This is a genomic window from Faecalibacterium prausnitzii, from assembly GCF_003287495.1.
GTDB classification, from domain to species: domain Bacteria; phylum Bacillota; class Clostridia; order Oscillospirales; family Ruminococcaceae; genus Faecalibacterium; species Faecalibacterium prausnitzii_I.
This window is the reverse complement of record NZ_PRLE01000004.1, coordinates 183897-201039: the sequence shown is the minus strand read 5'-3', so window position 1 is coordinate 201039 and position 17143 is coordinate 183897. Positions and strand designations below refer to the sequence as shown.

The window sequence follows — 17143 nt, the reverse complement described above, 5'->3', positions numbered from 1 at the left end:
TTGTGTATAGGAGATCGGAAAGTATGTTTACCATCAGAACCCTCAACGCCATCAGCCCGGTGGGCCTGGCAAAGCTCCCCAAAAGCCTCTTTGACGTGTCGGTGGATGCCGACGCGCCGGACGGCATCCTCGTCCGCAGCGCAGACCTGCTGAACACCACGTTCAAGGACAACCTGCTGGCCATTGCCCGCGCCGGTGCAGGCGTCAACAACATCCCGCTGGACCGCTGCAGTGAGCAGGGCATCGTGGTGTTCAACACGCCGGGTGCCAACGCCAATGCCGTGGCCGAGCTGGTCATCGGAATGCTGATCGCGGGCAGCCGCAATGTGGCTGACGCCGCCCAGTGGACCCAGGGGCTGGCCGGGGATGCCGCCATGGCCAAGAGTGTGGAAAAGGGCAAAAAGCAGTTTGTGGGCAACGAGATCAAGGGCAAGACGCTGGGCGTCGTCGGTCTGGGTGCCATCGGTTCCCGGGTGGCCAACTGTGCCATCGCGCTGGGCATGGAGGTCTACGGCTACGATCCCTACATCTCCATTGACGCGGCCTGGAACCTGAGCAGCCAGGTGCGCCACTGTGTCAACCTGAACGACATGCTGCCTCTCTGCGATTACATCACCCTCCATGTGCCCTACCTGCCCACCACGAAAGATACCATCAATACCCAGACACTGGCCCTGTGCAAGGATGGCGTCAGGATCCTGAACTACGCCCGCGGCGAGCTGGTGAACACCCCCGCCCTGCTGGACGCCATGGAGACGGGCAAGGTCTCCGGTTACATGACCGATTTCCCCACCGAGGCCCTGCTGGGCAAGCCGGGCGTCGTCTGCACCCCGCACCTGGGCGCTTCCACCCCGGAAGCCGAGGACAACTGCGCCGTCATGGCAGCGCAGGAGATCAGCGATTACCTCAAAAACGGCAATATTGCCCACTCGGTCAACATGCCGGAAGTTCACCAGCCCCGTGCCGGCGGCAAGCGTATCTGCATCATTCACAAGAATGAGCCGGGCATGATCAGCCAGATCACCGCCCTGACCACCGAGGCGGGCCTGAACATCGAAAACATGGTGAACAAGAGCAAAAAGAATATGGCCTACACCATGTTGGACGCGACCGGTGCCGTGGACGGCACGTTGGCCGAAAAGCTGGCTGCCATCCCCGCCGTCATCCGGGTGCGCATCCTGTAACACGGAGATCTTCCACGAACCTTTTTATCCGCAAAGAGCCGCCGCCCGCCCGGGCAGCGGCTCTTTGCGGCAGCGGCGGGAAAAGTACCTCAAAAAGTGAAACTGGTTGAATCCCGTTGTTGATTTGCCCTCCGGTTTGCGGTAAAATGAGACTATCCGGAGTGCCGCGTTTGGGGCGGTGCTCCGGGCCCGTGCAGAATGCGGAAACTCTGCCGGAAGTTTTGCAAACAGGAGGTTTTGCATATGAACGCCAAACGCATCCTTTCACTGTTTTTAGCAGCGGTTTTGACGCTGGGTGTCGCCGTGACCCCGGCTGTGGCCGCCTCGGCAGCGCCGGCTCTGCCCGGCAGCGCGGCGCTGGAGGAGAGCAACGGCCCGGTGTCCATCAAGCTGACGGCCTCCGGCCCGCTGGTGTACGGCTCTCCGTTTGAGCTGGTGGTGGAGACCCGCCCGGCCGAGACGCAGTATCTGGGGGTGGTGCTGGGCACCAAGGGCGAGGCAAAAGGCTTTGTGACCCTGGTCTTCTCCGATAAGATCCGCACCCTGCTCAAAATGATCCCGCTGCCCAAGCGGATGTCCGCAACGCCGGACCAGACCACCGATTTCAACCTGTATTCCTACATCAAGCAGCTCATCGACGGCAACGACGTGGAGGTGCTGCTTCGGGTGGCCGATGAGGTCGCCTCGGTGATGGATGCTCTGCAGTTTTATATCCCCACCATCAAGGATGTTTCCACTGGCCTCCGGCTGGCGCTGGAGATGATCCGCAAGTATCTGCCGGCGGGCAGCATGAGCCGCATTTATGTGGATGAACAGCCCAGCGATGCCGGCAGCTACATTGCCGGTGCCATCGCGCTGGAATCCGGTGATCTGAACACCGCGGGCGTGGCATTCTTCAAAATCAAGCCCAAGACGGAGGGCGTCCGGGTCTACTGGGCCCAGGAGGCTCCCGCCGCCATGACCGTGGAAGAGGCCCGGAGCTTCAACGCTGCCGCTGTCGTCGAGTCCGACGGGCAGGTGGTTGAGAACGGCAAGGTGACCTACAGCTATAAAAAGAAGAGCAGCTTCTTTGGCGGTACGACCATCAGCGGCTTCCCCACCGAGCCGGGCACCTACACGCAGACGGCCAAGGCCGCTGGCAACTACTCCAGCGAAAAGATCACCCGAACCATCGTGATCAATTAAAGATGCATAAATAGCAAAGGCCCCGTGCGGTGCACGGGGCCTTTGCTGTTATGTTGATCAAAATGAAAATGCTTACATCCGGAACCGCCAGCCCCAGCCGCCGCCACAGCAGCAGTTGCACAGCAGGTTGAGCAGGATCATGCTCCAGCACCAGCGCATCAGTCCGCCGGGCTGGGCGTAAGTGGTCTGGGTGCGGTAAGTCTGGCCGGGGTTCTGCAAATTGCGCAGGTGCATCTGGTACTCGGTATTATTCGGGTCCAGCTGGGCGGCGCGGCGGGCGTCCTGCAGGGCGTCGATGCTGTTGCCCAGGCCCTGGTTGGCCAGGGAGGAGAGGTAATACCAGCGGGCGTTCCGGGCGTTCATGCTGTCCAGCACCCGGCGGGCCTCGGCGTAGCGGCGGTTCATGATGAAGTTGCGGGCGGCCTGCATCTCGGCGCTGTCGGTGCTGTTGTAGCTGGCACCGCTCTGCTGCTGGTAGCCGCCAAAGTTGAACCCGAAACCGAACGGGTCGAAATCAAAGCCGCCAAAATCGGTATAGCCGTTGTTCTGGCTGCTGTAATAGCCGTTCTGCTGGTAGCTGCCCTGCTGCTGGTAATTGCCGTAGGGGTTGCTGTAGCCCTGCTGCCCGTAACTATAGCCGCCGGCCTGCTGCTGGGTCTCACCCTTGGTGATGGCATCGTAAGCGGCCTGCACCTCCTTGAAGTGCTCTTCAGCCGTCGGGTCGTTGGGGTTCAGGTCCGGGTGCCAGCGCTTGCACTTGGCCCGGTATGCCTTTTTGATCTCTTCATCGCTTGCACCGCGCTGGATGCCCAGCACCTCATAGGGGTCTCTCATCGGTCTACTTCCTCACGTCTCTAGCATTGGTCACAATACTTTCTCAGTCTACAGGAACACAGAGAATAAATCAAGTGTTTCCACGCCCTCTCCGTCATTTTTCTTCGCAAAATGACACCTCTCCCAAAGGGAGAGGCGAGACCTGGCGCATGAGCGCCCGAGAGGGTTATTTCTCTTTTTTGGCGTTTTTGCAGTTGTATTTGAGCCACACGCCGGAATACAGGATGTTGCGCAGCAAGTCTGCATCCTCCACGCAGGGCAGGCGCTCAAAGCTCTTGGCGCAGCGGGCCAGCAGCAGCTCAAAAATTTCCCGCATCTCTTCTTCGTATCCGGGCTGCTGGCTCAGGGTCTTGAGCGGATTGTAGGCACCCTTGCGCTGATCCCGCTCTAAATCATCGTAGGCGTCCAGCAGATAGAGATACTTGCCCAGGTGGAAGCCGATGCTCCGCAGCTCCGGCGACCAGTGATCCTGCTTGTAATCAAACAGCTCCGCCATCAACTGGCCAAAGCAGCCGGAAACGGCGTCTAAATCTTCGCTGCCGGCGGCCTCATACTCGGCCAGCTGATCCAGGCAGCTGCGGATGGCCTCACATTGGCGGGGCCAGCGGGCGGCGGCGTCCTGTGTGGGGGCAGCCAGCAGTTTTTCAAACCCAAGGCCCAGCAGGCTGTGGTCATCGTTCCATTTATCCTGCGCGTTGTAGTAGTGGAGCGCCACGCTCAGATCGGCGCAGTAATCGGTGGGGCCGCTGGAACGCCAGTGGATCTTCCGCACCGGGTGGATGGGGCAGTGCCCGCAGCCCTGCACGCACTCCGTCTCGCCCTCGTACAGGCTGGAGAGGAGCAGGTTCAGAAACGTCAGGTCATAGCTCAGGGTCAACCGCCCGCGCAGGCCGTGCAGCGCGCCAATGCGGCGGCAGAGCCCGCAGTAAGCGGTGCGGTAGCGGGCCTGCGCCTCCGGGGAGAGGGCGGCCTGATTGGGGATCACATAACCAAACATAACTCAGCTCTTTTTGATGAACTGGGTGCCGCAGCGGGGGCAGGAGATCTGGATGCGGCCCCGGCCCCGGGGCACCCGCAGCTTCTGGCGGCACTGGGGGCAGCGGTAGTAGTGGTAAAGCTTGCGGTTCGCCCACTGGTCTTTCAGGCCGTTGGCCTTGCCGGTGATGCGGTCCTTGATGGTGTAGAACTTATAGTTCTCTTCGGTGCGCTTGGAGATGTTGCGGCTCAGAGAGCGGTAGTAGCACAGGATCAGCAGCACCATGCCCACATAAGTGAACAGACTGACCCGGGTGATCAGGGAGATCAGCAGCATCACGATCGAGGCAATGCTCAAAAACTGGTTCAGGCCATCCGTGCCATAGCGGCCGATCATAAACTGGCGGAGTTTTTCTCTCATAAACGTCATCCATTCCTTTGCAAATACGCTTAAAAAGGAGGGCAGCCGGGGCTGCCCTTAACTGTTTCTTTGCCATTAGGATACCATGCAACCATGATAAAACTTTGAACAGAGTGCAAATCTATCATGAAAGGACGGGGTTTAAGCTCTGGATTCCTCCCGGCAGCGGATGGTCAGCACGGCCTCGGTGTCCAAAGCACCCTCCATTTTGCAGTGGAGCACGGCCCGGCCGGCCTCGCCGGTGGTAGCCAGATAGGTGCCCGCCATGCCGCCCCGCAGCGGCACGACGCTGGGGCCAAGGATCTCCACGGGGCCTTCCACGCGGAGCTGAACAGCCTCGCTGCAGTAGGGCAGGAGATTGCCGTTCTGGTCGATGGCCCGCAGGCTGACGGCGGCGCAGTCCCAGGTGGGGCCGTCGGTCAGGATGGGGTTGTGGACGGTGCATTCCAGCCGGACGCTCTGCACGGGCTCCCGGATGACGGTCTTGACGGCCCGGCCATGCCAGACGGCCTCAAAGCGGTAGACACTGGTGGGGCTACCCAGCACGCCGATGTACTTGTAATACATCCGCAGCAGCTCCTGCGCGCTGAGCCGGAGCGAAAGCATCCGGGCCCGGGACAGGGGCGAGAGCTCCATGGCGTCCCGGCGCATCTCGTTGAGGATGGCGGCCACCTGCGGGGCCGCGGCCCGGTCCAGCCCCTCGTATTTTTCCAGCAGGGACCCCACGAAATCCTGGATCTCAATGGGCGGGTGCGGGAGGGCGGCAAACCGGCCCCGGCGGTCGGGTGCGAACTCGGCCACAAAATCGTTGTCGCGGTACAGGCGGACACTCTCGGCGTTGGTAAAGACCCAGCAGGCCACCGGAATGCCGCCGGGCAGATCACCCAGAGCCATGCCGGAAGAGACTTCCAGCACGATGTCCGAGGGAGCGCGGGGCGTTTTCTGGCTGGCATAGACGGCGGCGGAGAGCTTCGGGTTGCGGAACAGGTCCATCACGCCGTGGTAGGCGATGCGGTCGCCGCTGCCAAACTCCCGGTGGGTGTTGTAATCGGTCATGCACCAGCCAAAGCTGCCGGCCACGCCCTGCTGGGCGATGCTGTCGTTGAGGACAGCCGCGTAGCGCAGAGCCTGTGCCAGCCGGTGGGGCTCGTCGTCAAAGGCTTTGGCGGGGAACTGCTGCCCCCCGAACTCGCTGATGAGGTAGCCCTTGCGGGTGTCGGGCGTCACGTTGCCGCGGGCCTCGCAGCCCGGGCCGCGGCCCCGGTAGGAGTAATCGTTGTAGGCGTACACGTCCTCCAGCAGCTGGCTCTTGTGGAAGCCCCGGGCCCCGGCCGTGGGGCGGGTGGGGTCCAGGCGGCGCACCGTCTCGTTGGTGCGCTTGTAAAACGCCTCGTCGTCGGCACTGCCGCTGACCCGCACGCCCCACAAAAAGATACTGGGGTGGTTGCGGTATTGGCAGACCATCTCCCGGCAGTTCTGCAAAGCCTGGGCTTTCCAGGTGTCGTCGCCCAGGTGCTGCCAGCCGGGCATTTCCGTGAACACGAGGATGCCCAGCTCGTCGCAGGCATCGAGGAACGCCGGGCTGGGGGGACAGTGGCTGGTGCGGACGGCGTTGCAGCCCAGCTCTTTTTTCAGCAGCTGGGCGTCCAGCCGCTGGATGCTGTCCGGCATGGCATAGCCCTGGTAGGCGTAGCTCTGGTGGCGGTTGAGGCCCCGCAGCTCCACCCGCTGGCCGTTGAGGTACAGTCCCCCGGCCACAAACTGGAGGGTGCGGAAGCCAAACCGGGTGCTCCGCTCATCCAGGACACGGTCCGGCAGGCCGTTGGTGCCCGGACGGATGAGCCGGACGGTAAGGGTGTAGAGGGAGGGGTGTTCGAGGCTCCAGGGATGGACGCCGTTCAAGGTGCCCACGATCGGGAGGGAGAGCTCCCCCTGGTAGAGGGCCCGGCTGCCCGAGGGGCTGCGGATCTCGGCCTGTAACGTGCAGCCCACCGTCTCGCCCACGGTGGAGGAATAGATGCGGAAATCGCCCTCGGCCTTTGCCTCGATGAAGATATCCCGCAGGTAGGCGGGCTCCTTGATGTCCAGCGAGACGGCGCGGTAGATGCCGCCGTAGGTCAGGCCGTCCAGCTGGCCGCCAAAGGGCGGGATGTTCAGATCCTCGCGGCTGTCGCACCGGACGGCCACCACGTTTTTCTGGCCCAGCCGGAGAGCGGCGGTCAGATCGACCGTAAAAGCAGTGTAGCCGCAGCCGTGGTGGAACATCCGCCGCCCGTTGCAGAAAACGGTGGCGTCGTGGGCCACTGCCCCGAACGTGAGCAGGACCGTGCGGCCCTCCCACTCCTTGGGCGCAAAAAACTCTTTCCGGTAGCCGGAAAGCCGCTGGTAATCGTTCTCGTTGCAGTAGTTGTAGGGCAGGGGCTTGACCGTGTGCGGGACGCGCACGGGGGTCAGCTCTTCCGCGCGGTCCGGCTGTACGAGTGCGGGGGTAAAGACGGGGGCAAACAGCCAGCCGTCGTTCCAATCGTAGTGTTCCATCGCCGTTCTCTCCCTCGGTGAATCAACATTCTCCTCCTATGCTACCACAAAGTTATGAACGAAAAAAGCACCGAAGTGCAATTTCGGTGCTTTCATGGGAAAATTATCGAATAAAATTGGTCATGGGGCGGCGGGGGTTCTCCGGGTGGGAGATCCCGGCGGCCTTGCCTGCCTCGATGCACTGGAGCAGCCAGGCCATGTTCCGGCCCAGCTCTTTCATCACGGCGCAGCCCTCTTCATCCTGCAAAACCTGTTCGGGGTTGGAGCCGTGCACCATGGGCCAGTAGGAGCCGCTCACCAGCGGCATGTGGAAGAACTCCGGGTACTTGACCAGCTGATCCAGCGCGGAGGTGGTGCCGGCCCGGCGGGCGGAAGCGCAGATGGCGGCGGGCTTATAGGCCAGATACTTGCCGCCCGCGTAGGCCAGACGGTCCAGGAAGCTGGTCATGTTGCCGGAGGCGGAAGCATAGTGCACCGGGGTACCGAAGACAAAGGCGTCGGCGGTCCGGGCTTTCTCGATGGCCTCGTTGACCACGCCGCCAAACACGCAGCCATTGCCCTTGGCACAGCCGCCGCAGCCGATGCAGCCGCCCACGGGCTTGGTGCCGACATTCAAAATCTCAGTGGTGATGCCGGCGGCGTTGAGCTCCCCGGCCACCAGGCTGAGGGCGGTGTAAGTGCAGCCCTTTTCGTGGGGACTGCCGTTGATGAGCAGAACATGCATAACAAATACTCTCCTTTGTGCGCCGCGCGGAAGTTCCGGCGCGTTCTGGCCTGATTTTAGCACAAAACAGCCCGGAGTGCAACGCAGCTACTTGACAAAGCACGGGGATTTGATTTTAATATAAAGTTACGAAAACAAGAGCTTTAAAGGAGGCCAAACATGCGCGTAATTGCAGGAGAAGCCCGGGGCAGACGGCTGGAAGCACTGCCCGGCACCGACGTGACCCGCCCCACCCTCGATCAGGTCAAGGAGGCCATGTTCAGCATCGTCCAATTTGATCTGCCCGGCGCCCGGGTGCTGGACCTGTACGCTGGCAGCGGCCAGCTGGGCATCGAGGCCCTTTCCCGCGGGGCGGCCCGCTGCGTTTTTCTGGATGAGAACCGCGACGCCGTGAACATCGTGATGAAAAACTGCAAAAACTGCGGCGTGTTTGACCGCAGCCGGGTCAACATTGGCGAGGCGGCCCGCTACCTCTCGGCCTGCCATGAGCAGTTCGACCTGGTTCTGCTGGACCCGCCGTTCCGGGGTGGTACGCTGGAAAAGATCCTGCCCGGCGTGGAGAAATGCGTGGCACCCGGCGGCATCGTCCTGTGCGAAAGTGAGACGGGCCTGGTGCTGCCTGCCGAGGTGGGCAGCCTGACCCTCAAAAAGCAGTATAAATATGGCAAGGTGCTGCTGTGGAAGTACACCAAACCCATGGCTGCCGAGGAAGAAACCGGAGGAGTGGAAGAATGAACGTAAACGAGCTTCTGGATACCATTGAGGACGCGCTGGAAGAGAGCGCCGGAATGCCCCTTTCGGGCGGCAAACGCATTGTGGACGTGGAACAAATTCGGGACTATCTGGACGAGGTCCGCTCGAACCTCCCGGTGGAGCTGCGGCAGGCCCAGTCCATCGTCAGCGACCGCGCCCAGCTGATTGAATCGGCCAACGCGCAGGCACAGGCCATCGTGAAAAAGGCGGAGGAGCGTGCCCGCATCCTGGTCAGTGAGGCGGAGATCGTAAAAGCGGCGCAGCAGCGCGCTTCCGAGATCGTCTCTGCCGCCCAGACCGAGGCCCGCACCGTCCGCCAGACCGTGACGGACTACTGCGACAACATGCTCAAGACCACCGAGGAGACCATGGCGGAAAATGCCGCCCAGGTCAAGAGCGTGCGGGCAAACCTGCGCCAGCCACCCCGCAAAACCACCCTGTAACCAGAGAAATTCGGCGGGCAAAATCGACCCCGAAAACAGAGCGTCTCGCTTCTACGGCCCCTGTGAGCAAAAATGACGGCTCACAGGGGCATTTTTTGTCACATTTGGCAAGCGGAAAATCCTTGCAATCGGGGGCTTGATTTGTTAAAATAAACTTGTGTCAGTGGGAACGGAAGAATGGTGCAAAATTCCAACGCTTCCAGCCTGACAGCATCCCAATTTTGAGACATTTGAAAGGAGGCTGGGCCCTGTGGAACCACAAACCAACCCGCAAGCCTTTGACCCGGCCTCGTTTGAGCATATCCCTGTGCTGCTGAACGAGTGCCTGGACGGGCTTGCCATCGACCCGGCAGGCACTTACTTGGACGGCACGGCGGGCGGCGCGGGACACTCCCGGCAGATCGCCCTCCGGCTGGACGGCACAAAGGGCGGGCGGCTCATCTCGCTGGACCAGGACCCGGACGCGGTACAGACCGCCCGGGCGCGGCTGGCGGGCCTGCCTGCCACGGTGGTACAGATCAACTTCCGCTATGCCGGACAAGCTCTGGAGCAGCTGGGCATTGAGAAGATCAATGGCGCGCTGCTGGACCTGGGCGTTTCCAGCCACCAGCTGGACGACGCGGCCCGGGGCTTTTCGTACCGGGCGGACGCCCCGCTGGACATGCGGATGAGCCAGGAGGGCGAGACCGCCGCCGACCTCGTGAACACCGAGAGCCGGGAAGAGCTGGCCCGCATCCTGCGCGATTACGGCGAGGAGCCCTTTGCCTGGCAGATCGCGGGCAAGATCGTGGAGGCGCGGGAGACGGCCCCCATTGAAACAACGCTTCAGCTGGCCGATATCGTGGCCAGTGCCATGCCGCCTGCGGAGCGGCGCAAAAACAAAAACCCCTCGCGGCGCACGTTCCAGGCGCTGCGCATTGCGGTCAACCATGAGCTGGACGCTCTGGAGGAGGGGCTGGACACCATTTTTGAGCATCTTGCCCCGGGCGGGCGGCTGTGTGTCATCACATTCCACTCGCTGGAAGACCGGCTGGTAAAGAACAAGTTCCGCCGCTGGTCCACTGCCTGCACCTGCCCGCCGGAGTTTCCGGTCTGCGTCTGCGGCGGCAAAGCCAAGGCGAAGCTCATCACCCGCAAACCCATTGAGGCGAACACGCGGGAGCTGGAAGAAAACCGGCGCAGCCGTTCCGCCCATCTGCGGGTACTGGAAAAAATTTGAATGCGTTACGGCATCTGAGTGAGGAGGAGACCTACCATGGGCCAGGCAGCATATGATATGAACGCGGTGCGCCGCAGAAGAGCACCGCAGACGCGGAAGAACGTCCCTCTGCGGGTGGAAAAAGGCGGCAAGCGGCGCCTTACCCCGTTCCAGGCTGCCATGCAGCACGCCATCCAGCTCATTTCGGTGGCGCTGATGGTGGGTTTTGCGGTCAGCCTGCTGTGGAGCGAAGCCCAGCTGGTGGAGCTCAACGACCAGATCCAGGATGCCAAAGCGCAGCTGGTGAGCGAGCAGAGTCAGTATACATACTACAACAGTGCCCTGAACAGCAAAACGAACATCACCAGTGTGGAGGAAGCGGCCAGCCGCCTTGGCCTCATGAAGATCGACCAGAGCCAGATCACCTATATCCGGCTGGATGCGGGCAGCGTGCTGGTGCGGAAAGAATCGGCAGTCCACCAGTGGACGGATTTTCTGCACGATGGTGCCATGACCATCATTGGCGCGGTCAACCAGGCAAAATAAAACGAAACAACGGGAAAGCGTGCGGCAGTGCACGCTTTTTCGGTTTCTGCAGGAGTACGCAATGCAAGAATCCCCCAAGAACCATAAAAAAATCTACTACCGTCTGCGCCGCAGCGACCCGCACGAGCGTCTTGGCGCAACGCTGCGGCATTTCAGCTTCGGCGCGGCGGTCTTTTTTGTTGTGGCGGCGGCGGCCATCGTCATCCACAGCCTATATGACATCCAGATCCGGGATGGTGCCCAGTACCGCCAGTACGCCGCCCAGCAGCAGCTGCTGGACAGCACGATTCAGGCGACCCGCGGCGAGATCTACGATACCTCGGGCATCACGCTGGCATCCACCAGCGTGGTATGGACCATCTGGGCCGACCCCAGCTACAGCAGCGCTCTCTTCACCAGCCAGACGGACGACGACACCAAGGTGGTGACCAAGACCATCGACCCCGCTGCCCTCAATGAGGTGAGCACCCAGATCACCCTGCGGCTCCTCTCGGGCGATGGCGCGGCGCTGGACAGCGTGGACACTTCTTCTGAAGCCTACAAGACCCAGTATCAGACGGTGTACGACGCCCTCTCCCAAAACGATTCATCCTATCAGGTGCTGGCCACCAATGTCAACAACGCCGTCAAGCTCTCCATTGAAAAATACGTCTCGGAGTACAACAAGGCCCACAAAAAAGCCAACGCCGAAAAAGGCATCCGCAAGGGCCGCGTCTCTGTCTCCTCCACCAAGAGCTTCCAGCGGGATTACCCCTATGGTGCCTTTGCGGCCTCGGTGCTGGGCTTCTGCGATGCCGACGGCTACGGTACTTATGGCCTCGAAAAATCCTATGAATCCACGCTGGCCGGTGTGAATGGCCGCACCATCACGCTCCGCAATGCCTATGGCAACGCCATTGCCGACGAGAACGCCACCACTTACGAAGCCAAGGACGGCTCCAACCTCGTTCTCTCGCTGGATGTCAATATCCAGGAAGTGGTGGAGCGGTATCTGAACGAGGCCATCAAAGCCAACAATGTCGAGAACCGTGGCGCCGCCATCGTGATGAACGTCAAGACGGGTGCCATTCTGGCCATGGCCTCCAAGCCGGATTTTGACCCCAATAACCCGCTGGATTACAGCCAGAACCTGACTTATCTGGATGAACTGGTCCACGCGGAGCCGGAGCTCTACGGCATCTATCAAAAAGATGAGAATGGCAACTACATCACCGATGAGCGGGGCAATAAGATTCTGGACCCGGAAGGCGATTACTCGGGCTATTACCGTGATATCCAGTGGAAGAACAAGACCATCACCGAGCTGTACTACCCCGGAAGCGTCTTCAAGGTCATCACGGCGGCCATGGGGCTGGACTCCGGCCATGCCACCCTCAACACCACCCTGAACTGCTCCGGTGCCTACACCATTGCCAAGCAGACCTACCACTGCGCCGGCAAAAAGGCCCATGGCGTGCAGAATCTGGCCATGGCCCTGCGGAACAGCTGCAACATCTACTTCATCCAGCTGGGCCAGCGGGTGGGTTCCAGCCTCTTCTACGATTACTTTGACGCGTTCGGTTTCACCGAGCGGACGGGCGTGGATCTGCCCAATGAGACCAACTTTATGCAGTACTACAACGCCAGCCAGCTGGGCGAAGTCCAGCTCGCTTCCTCGGCGTTCGGTCAGGCCATGGCGGTCACACCGCTGCAGGTCTGCACCGCCATTTCGGCAGCCGTCAACGGCGGCTACCTCGTCACCCCCCATGTGGTGGATAAGATCACCGACCAGAACGGCAACGTCATTCAGGAGATCGGTTCCAACATCCGCCGTCAGATCATCAGCGAGAGCGCCAGCGACGCCATCCGCCAGATCATGGAATACGAAGTGGCGGACGGCACGCAGGGCGGCGGCGGTCGCGCCTACGTGGCGGGCTACCGCATCGGCGGCAAGTCCGGTACGTCCGAGCAGCTGAACATGGACCGCCGCGCCGACGGCGACTACAAGAAAGTGGCCTCCTTTGCGGCGGTTCTCCCTGCGAATGATCCGGAGATTCTGGTCTACGTCATGCTGGACGACCCCAACAACGCCAGGACGGACTACTCCTCCATTCTGGCGGCGCCTGTGGTGGGCAACATCATCAGTGAGGTGGCCCCCTACTTGGGCCTTGCGACCGACGGCGTGGACCGCGGCCAGACCAGCTACAAGGTGCCCAACCTCATCGGGCAGGAGTGGAGCAACGCACAGGTCTCCCTGAACATCAAGGGCCTCAAGCATCAGCTCATGGAGAGCAGCTCCGACCAGACCGCCGCCGTGGTCACTTATCAGTATCCCCGCGCCGGGGCCGAGGTGCCCTACGGCACCACCATCTACCTGTACACGGACACTTACGAGGGCAGCCACACCGAGGTGCCGGATGTCAGCGGCAAGAGCGCTGAGTTTGCCCGCCAGATGCTGGCGGCAGCGGGCCTGAACTGCACGGTGGAAGGCGATGCCAACGGTCTGGTCCAGAGCCAGAGCGAGGCCCCCGGCACCAGCGTCCAGCGTGGTACCATCGTTACAATTACTTGTGGATAAATGAGGAGTACAGCTATGGATAAAATCAGTGCAAGCGTTCTTTTAAAAGGCCTGGCCCCGGAGGGCTTTGCCGATGAGGCAGCCATCGACCTTGTGACCACCGACAGCCGCGAGGTGCGCCCCGGGTGCATCTTTGTGGCGTTCCCCGGTGAAAAATTTGACGGCCACGATTTCGCGGCCAAAGCACTGGAAGAAGGGGCCGAATATGTCGTCCTCAACCACCCGGTGAAGGATGTCCCGGCGGGGAAGTGTTTCCTCTGCCCGGACAGCTACCGCGCCATGATGATGATGGGTGCCAACTACCGCCGCCAGTTTTCCCCCAAGGTAGTGGGCGTGACGGGCAGCGTGGGCAAGACCACGACCAAACAGATGACCTACGCCGCCATTGCGGGCTTTGGCAATACCATCAAGACCGAGGGCAACCAGAACAACGAGCTGGGCCTGCCCCGCACCATGTTCCGCATCGGCAAAGAGACGGAGTACGCGGTGGTGGAGATGGGCATGAGCCACCGGGGCGAGATCGAGCGGCTGAGCCGCTGTGCCCGCCCGGATGTGGGTATCATCACCTGCATCGGTGTGTCGCACATTGGCAACCTGGGCAGCCAGGAGAATATCTGCAAGGCCAAGCTGGAGATCTGCGAGGGCCTGCCCAACGGTGCCCCGCTGGTGCTCAATGGGGATGACCCGTTCCTGCGGGCCGCGAAGCTGCCGGAACATGTCCACCCGGTCTGGTTCAGCCTGGGGGATGAGAACGCGGACGTCTGCGCCCTGAACATCCGGCAGGAGGACGACGGTATGACCTTTACGCTGGAAGACCGGGAGGAAGACACCACCGAGGTGCACATCCCGGCCATGGGCCGCCACAATGTGGCCAACGCGCTGGCGGCTTACACCGCCGCCACCCGGCTGGGCCTGAACGCCAAGCGGGTCATTGCGGGGCTGAGCCAGTTCCAGCAGACCGGGATGCGCCAGAAAGTGGTCCACAGCAAGGGCGTGGATGTCATCGAGGACTGTTACAACGCCAACCCCGACAGCATGAAAGCCGCGCTGGCCATGTTCAAAGAGTACCCCTGCAAGCGCCGCTTTGCCCTGCTGGGCGATATGCTGGAGCTGGGCGAGATCAGCCCGGAAGCCCATGAGACGGTGGGCAAACAGGCTGCGGAATACGGCGTGGACTTCCTCGTGGCCTATGGCCCGGAGGCAAAACGCACGGCCCAGGCTGCCGCGGCTGCCGGGGTGGAGGCCCGCCATGTGGATACCTACCGGGAGGCGGCAGAACTGCTGCTGGCCCGGATGCAGCCCGGCGACGCGCTGCTGGTCAAGGCCAGCCGGGGCATGGCGCTGGAAAAAGTGCTCGAAATCTTTTACAATGAGCAAAAATAAAAAGAAATATCAATTGGAGTAATACAAAAATGATCCGTTTTGCCTTGATCGTCGCCTCAACGCTGGGGTTCTTCCTCACGGCGGCGCTCGGGAATTTCATGGTGCCGCTGCTCCGGGCGTTCGGCCCCGGGCAGGAGCCCGAGGCACCGCAGACCTCTCAGCTGCAGCCGGACAGCGACCCGGACGACCTGCCGCCCCCGGCCACCCCGACCATGGGGGGCCTCTGCCTCATGGTGGGCACGCTGGCAGCGGTGGGCGTGGGCTGGACGGCCGCCTGCGTGGCAGAGCCTGCCCTGCTGGGGGATGAGGGCCTGTGGACCACCCGGCTCCTCATCGCGCTGTTTGGGGCGCTGGCCTTTGGGGCCGTGGGCCTGGCCGATGACCTGGCCCGCCTGCGCCGCCATGCCCCGCTGGGCCTCCGCCGCCCGGTGCGGCTGGGGCTGGAGGCCGCGGCTGCTGCCGCCGTGCAGGTGCTGCTGGCGGCCAACCACTGCCTTGCCACCGGGCTGGTACTGCCCGGCCTTGGTTACTGCGAGCTGGGCGTGCTGGCCCCCATCGTGTGGGGACTGCTCCTCGTCGGCCTTGCCGAGAGCGCCCGGGTGGCCGATGGAGCGGACGGCGTGGTCTGCGGGAGCGCGTTCCTCGGGATGCTGGGCCTTATGGGAGCCATGACCATTCTGGGCTGGTTCCCGCTGGGGGTGCTGCCTGCCGCATTGGCCGGGGCGCTGATGGCGCTCCTGCTCTGGAATTTCCCGCCTGCCAAGCTGCTGCCCGGCAGCGTGGGCAGCCTGTTCCTGGCCGGGGCGCTGGGCTGCGTGCCGTTGAGCATCGGCTGGCCTGGCCTGAGTGTGCCGCTGGGCCTGCCTTATTGGCTGGAGGGCGGCATGGTGGCGCTGCAGATTCTGGTCTATCAGGCATCAAAAGGCCGGAAGCAGCTCTTTGGCACCGCGCCGCTCCACCGCTGGCTGGAAAAGCGGGGCCGTGCCCCCATCTCAATTTTTTACACGTTCTGTGTCTTTGCCATGCTGGGCGTCGCACTGGCGATGCAGATGGCAAAGATCAGCTGATTCAGAGGGAGGAATGCAGATGGCGACCATCCGCAGAAAAAAGGCGGAGCCTTTTTCCATCTTACAGCGCGACCCCGGCCCCTGGCCAACGCTCCTCATCAACTGGATGGCGACGCTGGGCATCATCGTGATCTTCGGGCTGGTGATGCTGTTCAGCGCCAGCTACACCACAGGCTACCTCCGCTTTGGCGACAGCCTGCACTTTATCCGCAGCCAGGTGCTCTGTCTGGGGCTTGGCGTTGTGGCCATGGCCCTGTTTTCCTATATCGACTACCGTTTTCTGCGCAAGCTGGTCTGGCCGGGGTATCTGCTCTGTCTGGTACTGCTGGTGCTGGTGCTGTTCAGCACGCCGCTCAACGGCTGCCGCCGCTGGATCTCGTTCGGCGGCTTTACGGTGCAGGTATCGGAGATCGCCAAGTTTGAGATGATCTTGCTCACGGCCCATCTGGCCGCCAGGGCCCCCCGGCTGGAAAAGCTGGACCCCGGCTCCAACCGCCGGGTGCCGCCCAGCGTCTGGCTCTACCAGCGCCTGGTGCGGGAGCTCATCGTTCCGCTGCTGCCCCTGCTGCTGGTGCTGGCGCTGCTGGTGCTGGAGCCCCACATGTCCGGCATCGTGCTGACCACGGCCATCGTGGGCACCATCCTGCTGCTGGGCGGAAACGGCGGCATCATCACCTGGGCGGGGGCTGCTACCGGCATTTTCCTGCTGGAGACCCTGCTGCAGCACATTGATTCCATCCCGTACCTGCAGAGCCGCCTCGACGGCTGGACGCAGGACCTCTCCCAGATGACGGACCAGACCCTGCAGAGCCTGTACGCCATCGGTTCCGGCGGCGTGACCGGCCTCGGCCTTGGCAACAGCATTGAAAAACAGCTCTGGCTGCCCGAGAGCAACAACGACTTCATCTTCTCCGTGGTCTGTGAGGAGCTGGGCTTTGTGGGGGCCGTGCTGGTCATCCTGCTGTTTGTGCTGTTTCTGGTGGAGGGACTCTGGCTGGCGTTCCACGCCGAGAACCGCTACTGCACCTTAGTGGGCATCGGCATCATGGCGCAGATCGCGTGGCAGGTGTTCTGCAACATCGCGGTCGTCACCAACACCCTGCCCAATACCGGCATTTCGCTGCCGTTCTTCTCTTCGGGCGGTACGAGCCTGATCCTGCTGCTGGCCGAGATGGGCGTTATGGTCAACATCGGCCGCAACGGCGAGCGCGCCCGCCTGGAGCGGGAAAACCTGCATCATTTGCGGGAAGAGCAGCGGAAAGCCAAAACCATCGTGCTGGATACGGCACGCAATGCCCAGCCGGAACGGTAATGGGCCTATCAGGAGGGAAATTG

Annotated in this window: 15 protein-coding genes; 10 read left to right on the top strand and 5 right to left on the bottom strand. The window is 62.1% G+C overall.

Annotated elements, in window-relative coordinates:
* Positions 1–23: 23 nt before the first annotated feature.
* Positions 24–1184: a phosphoglycerate dehydrogenase gene (locus C4N22_RS08775; protein WP_112148680.1), complete on the top strand. Its 1161-nt coding sequence runs from the start codon at positions 24–26 to the stop codon at positions 1182–1184.
* A gap of 243 nt (positions 1185–1427) precedes the next feature.
* Positions 1428–2369, top strand: a complete 942-nt coding sequence (locus C4N22_RS08770) for a hypothetical protein (RefSeq protein ID WP_112148679.1) — start codon at positions 1428–1430, stop codon at positions 2367–2369.
* Positions 2370–2441: 72 nt separating this feature from the next.
* Here C4N22_RS08770 and C4N22_RS08765 read toward each other — a convergent pair whose 3' ends face one another.
* From C4N22_RS08765 to C4N22_RS08745, 5 genes are all read right to left on the bottom strand, one after another.
* On the bottom strand, positions 2442–3203 hold the full coding sequence (locus tag C4N22_RS08765) for a DnaJ domain-containing protein (protein ID WP_112148678.1): 762 nt from the start codon (positions 3201–3203) through the stop codon (positions 2442–2444).
* A gap of 166 nt (positions 3204–3369) precedes the next feature.
* Positions 3370–4200, bottom strand: a complete 831-nt coding sequence (locus tag C4N22_RS08760; RefSeq protein ID WP_112148677.1) for a DUF5685 family protein — start codon at positions 4198–4200, stop codon at positions 3370–3372.
* Positions 4201–4203: 3 nt separating this feature from the next.
* Positions 4204–4599 carry a hypothetical protein gene (locus C4N22_RS08755; RefSeq protein ID WP_112148676.1) on the bottom strand — a complete coding sequence of 132 codons (396 nt, stop codon included), beginning with the start codon at positions 4597–4599 and terminating at the stop codon, positions 4204–4206.
* 141 nt (positions 4600–4740) lie between these two features.
* Positions 4741–7137, bottom strand: a complete 2397-nt coding sequence (locus tag C4N22_RS08750) for a glycoside hydrolase family 2 protein (RefSeq protein WP_112148675.1) — start codon at positions 7135–7137, stop codon at positions 4741–4743.
* A 103-nt stretch (positions 7138–7240) separates the two neighbouring features.
* Positions 7241–7861, bottom strand: coding sequence for a flavodoxin family protein (locus C4N22_RS08745; protein WP_022257527.1), 621 nt, complete (start codon positions 7859–7861; stop codon positions 7241–7243).
* 159 nt (positions 7862–8020) lie between these two features.
* On the opposite strand from C4N22_RS08745, the gene rsmD reads away from it, so the two are divergent.
* The 8 genes from rsmD to C4N22_RS08705 all read left to right on the top strand — a co-directional run bounded on the left by rsmD (position 8021) and on the right by C4N22_RS08705 (position 17120).
* Positions 8021–8596: a 16S rRNA (guanine(966)-N(2))-methyltransferase RsmD gene (gene rsmD / locus C4N22_RS08740; RefSeq protein WP_022257526.1), complete on the top strand. Its 576-nt coding sequence runs from the start codon at positions 8021–8023 to the stop codon at positions 8594–8596.
* The gene (locus C4N22_RS08735; RefSeq protein WP_112148674.1) at positions 8593–9057 is read left to right on the top strand and encodes an ATPase; all 465 of its coding nucleotides are present in this window, start codon (positions 8593–8595) and stop codon (positions 9055–9057) included. Before rsmD ends, C4N22_RS08735 begins: the two co-directional genes overlap by 4 nt.
* A gap of 250 nt (positions 9058–9307) precedes the next feature.
* Positions 9308–10276 (top strand): 16S rRNA (cytosine(1402)-N(4))-methyltransferase RsmH, encoded by a 969-nt coding sequence (gene rsmH, locus C4N22_RS08730; RefSeq protein ID WP_112148673.1) that lies wholly within the window; start codon positions 9308–9310, stop codon positions 10274–10276.
* Positions 10277–10312: 36 nt separating this feature from the next.
* The gene (locus C4N22_RS08725) at positions 10313–10801 is read left to right on the top strand and encodes a cell division protein FtsL (protein ID WP_112115842.1); all 489 of its coding nucleotides are present in this window, start codon (positions 10313–10315) and stop codon (positions 10799–10801) included.
* Between the two features lie 61 nt (positions 10802–10862).
* Positions 10863–13358: a peptidoglycan D,D-transpeptidase FtsI family protein gene (locus C4N22_RS08720; RefSeq protein WP_112148672.1), complete on the top strand. Its 2496-nt coding sequence runs from the start codon at positions 10863–10865 to the stop codon at positions 13356–13358.
* 15 nt (positions 13359–13373) lie between these two features.
* Positions 13374–14741 (top strand): UDP-N-acetylmuramoyl-tripeptide--D-alanyl-D-alanine ligase, encoded by a 1368-nt coding sequence (locus tag C4N22_RS08715; RefSeq protein ID WP_112148671.1) that lies wholly within the window; start codon positions 13374–13376, stop codon positions 14739–14741.
* Positions 14742–14770: 29 nt separating this feature from the next.
* Positions 14771–15808, top strand: coding sequence for a glycosyl transferase family 4 (locus C4N22_RS08710; protein WP_112115845.1), 1038 nt, complete (start codon positions 14771–14773; stop codon positions 15806–15808).
* 19 nt (positions 15809–15827) lie between these two features.
* Complete coding sequence (locus C4N22_RS08705; protein WP_112148670.1) at positions 15828–17120, top strand: FtsW/RodA/SpoVE family cell cycle protein; 1293 nt, start codon at positions 15828–15830, stop codon at positions 17118–17120.
* The last annotated feature ends 23 nt before the right edge of the window (positions 17121–17143 follow it).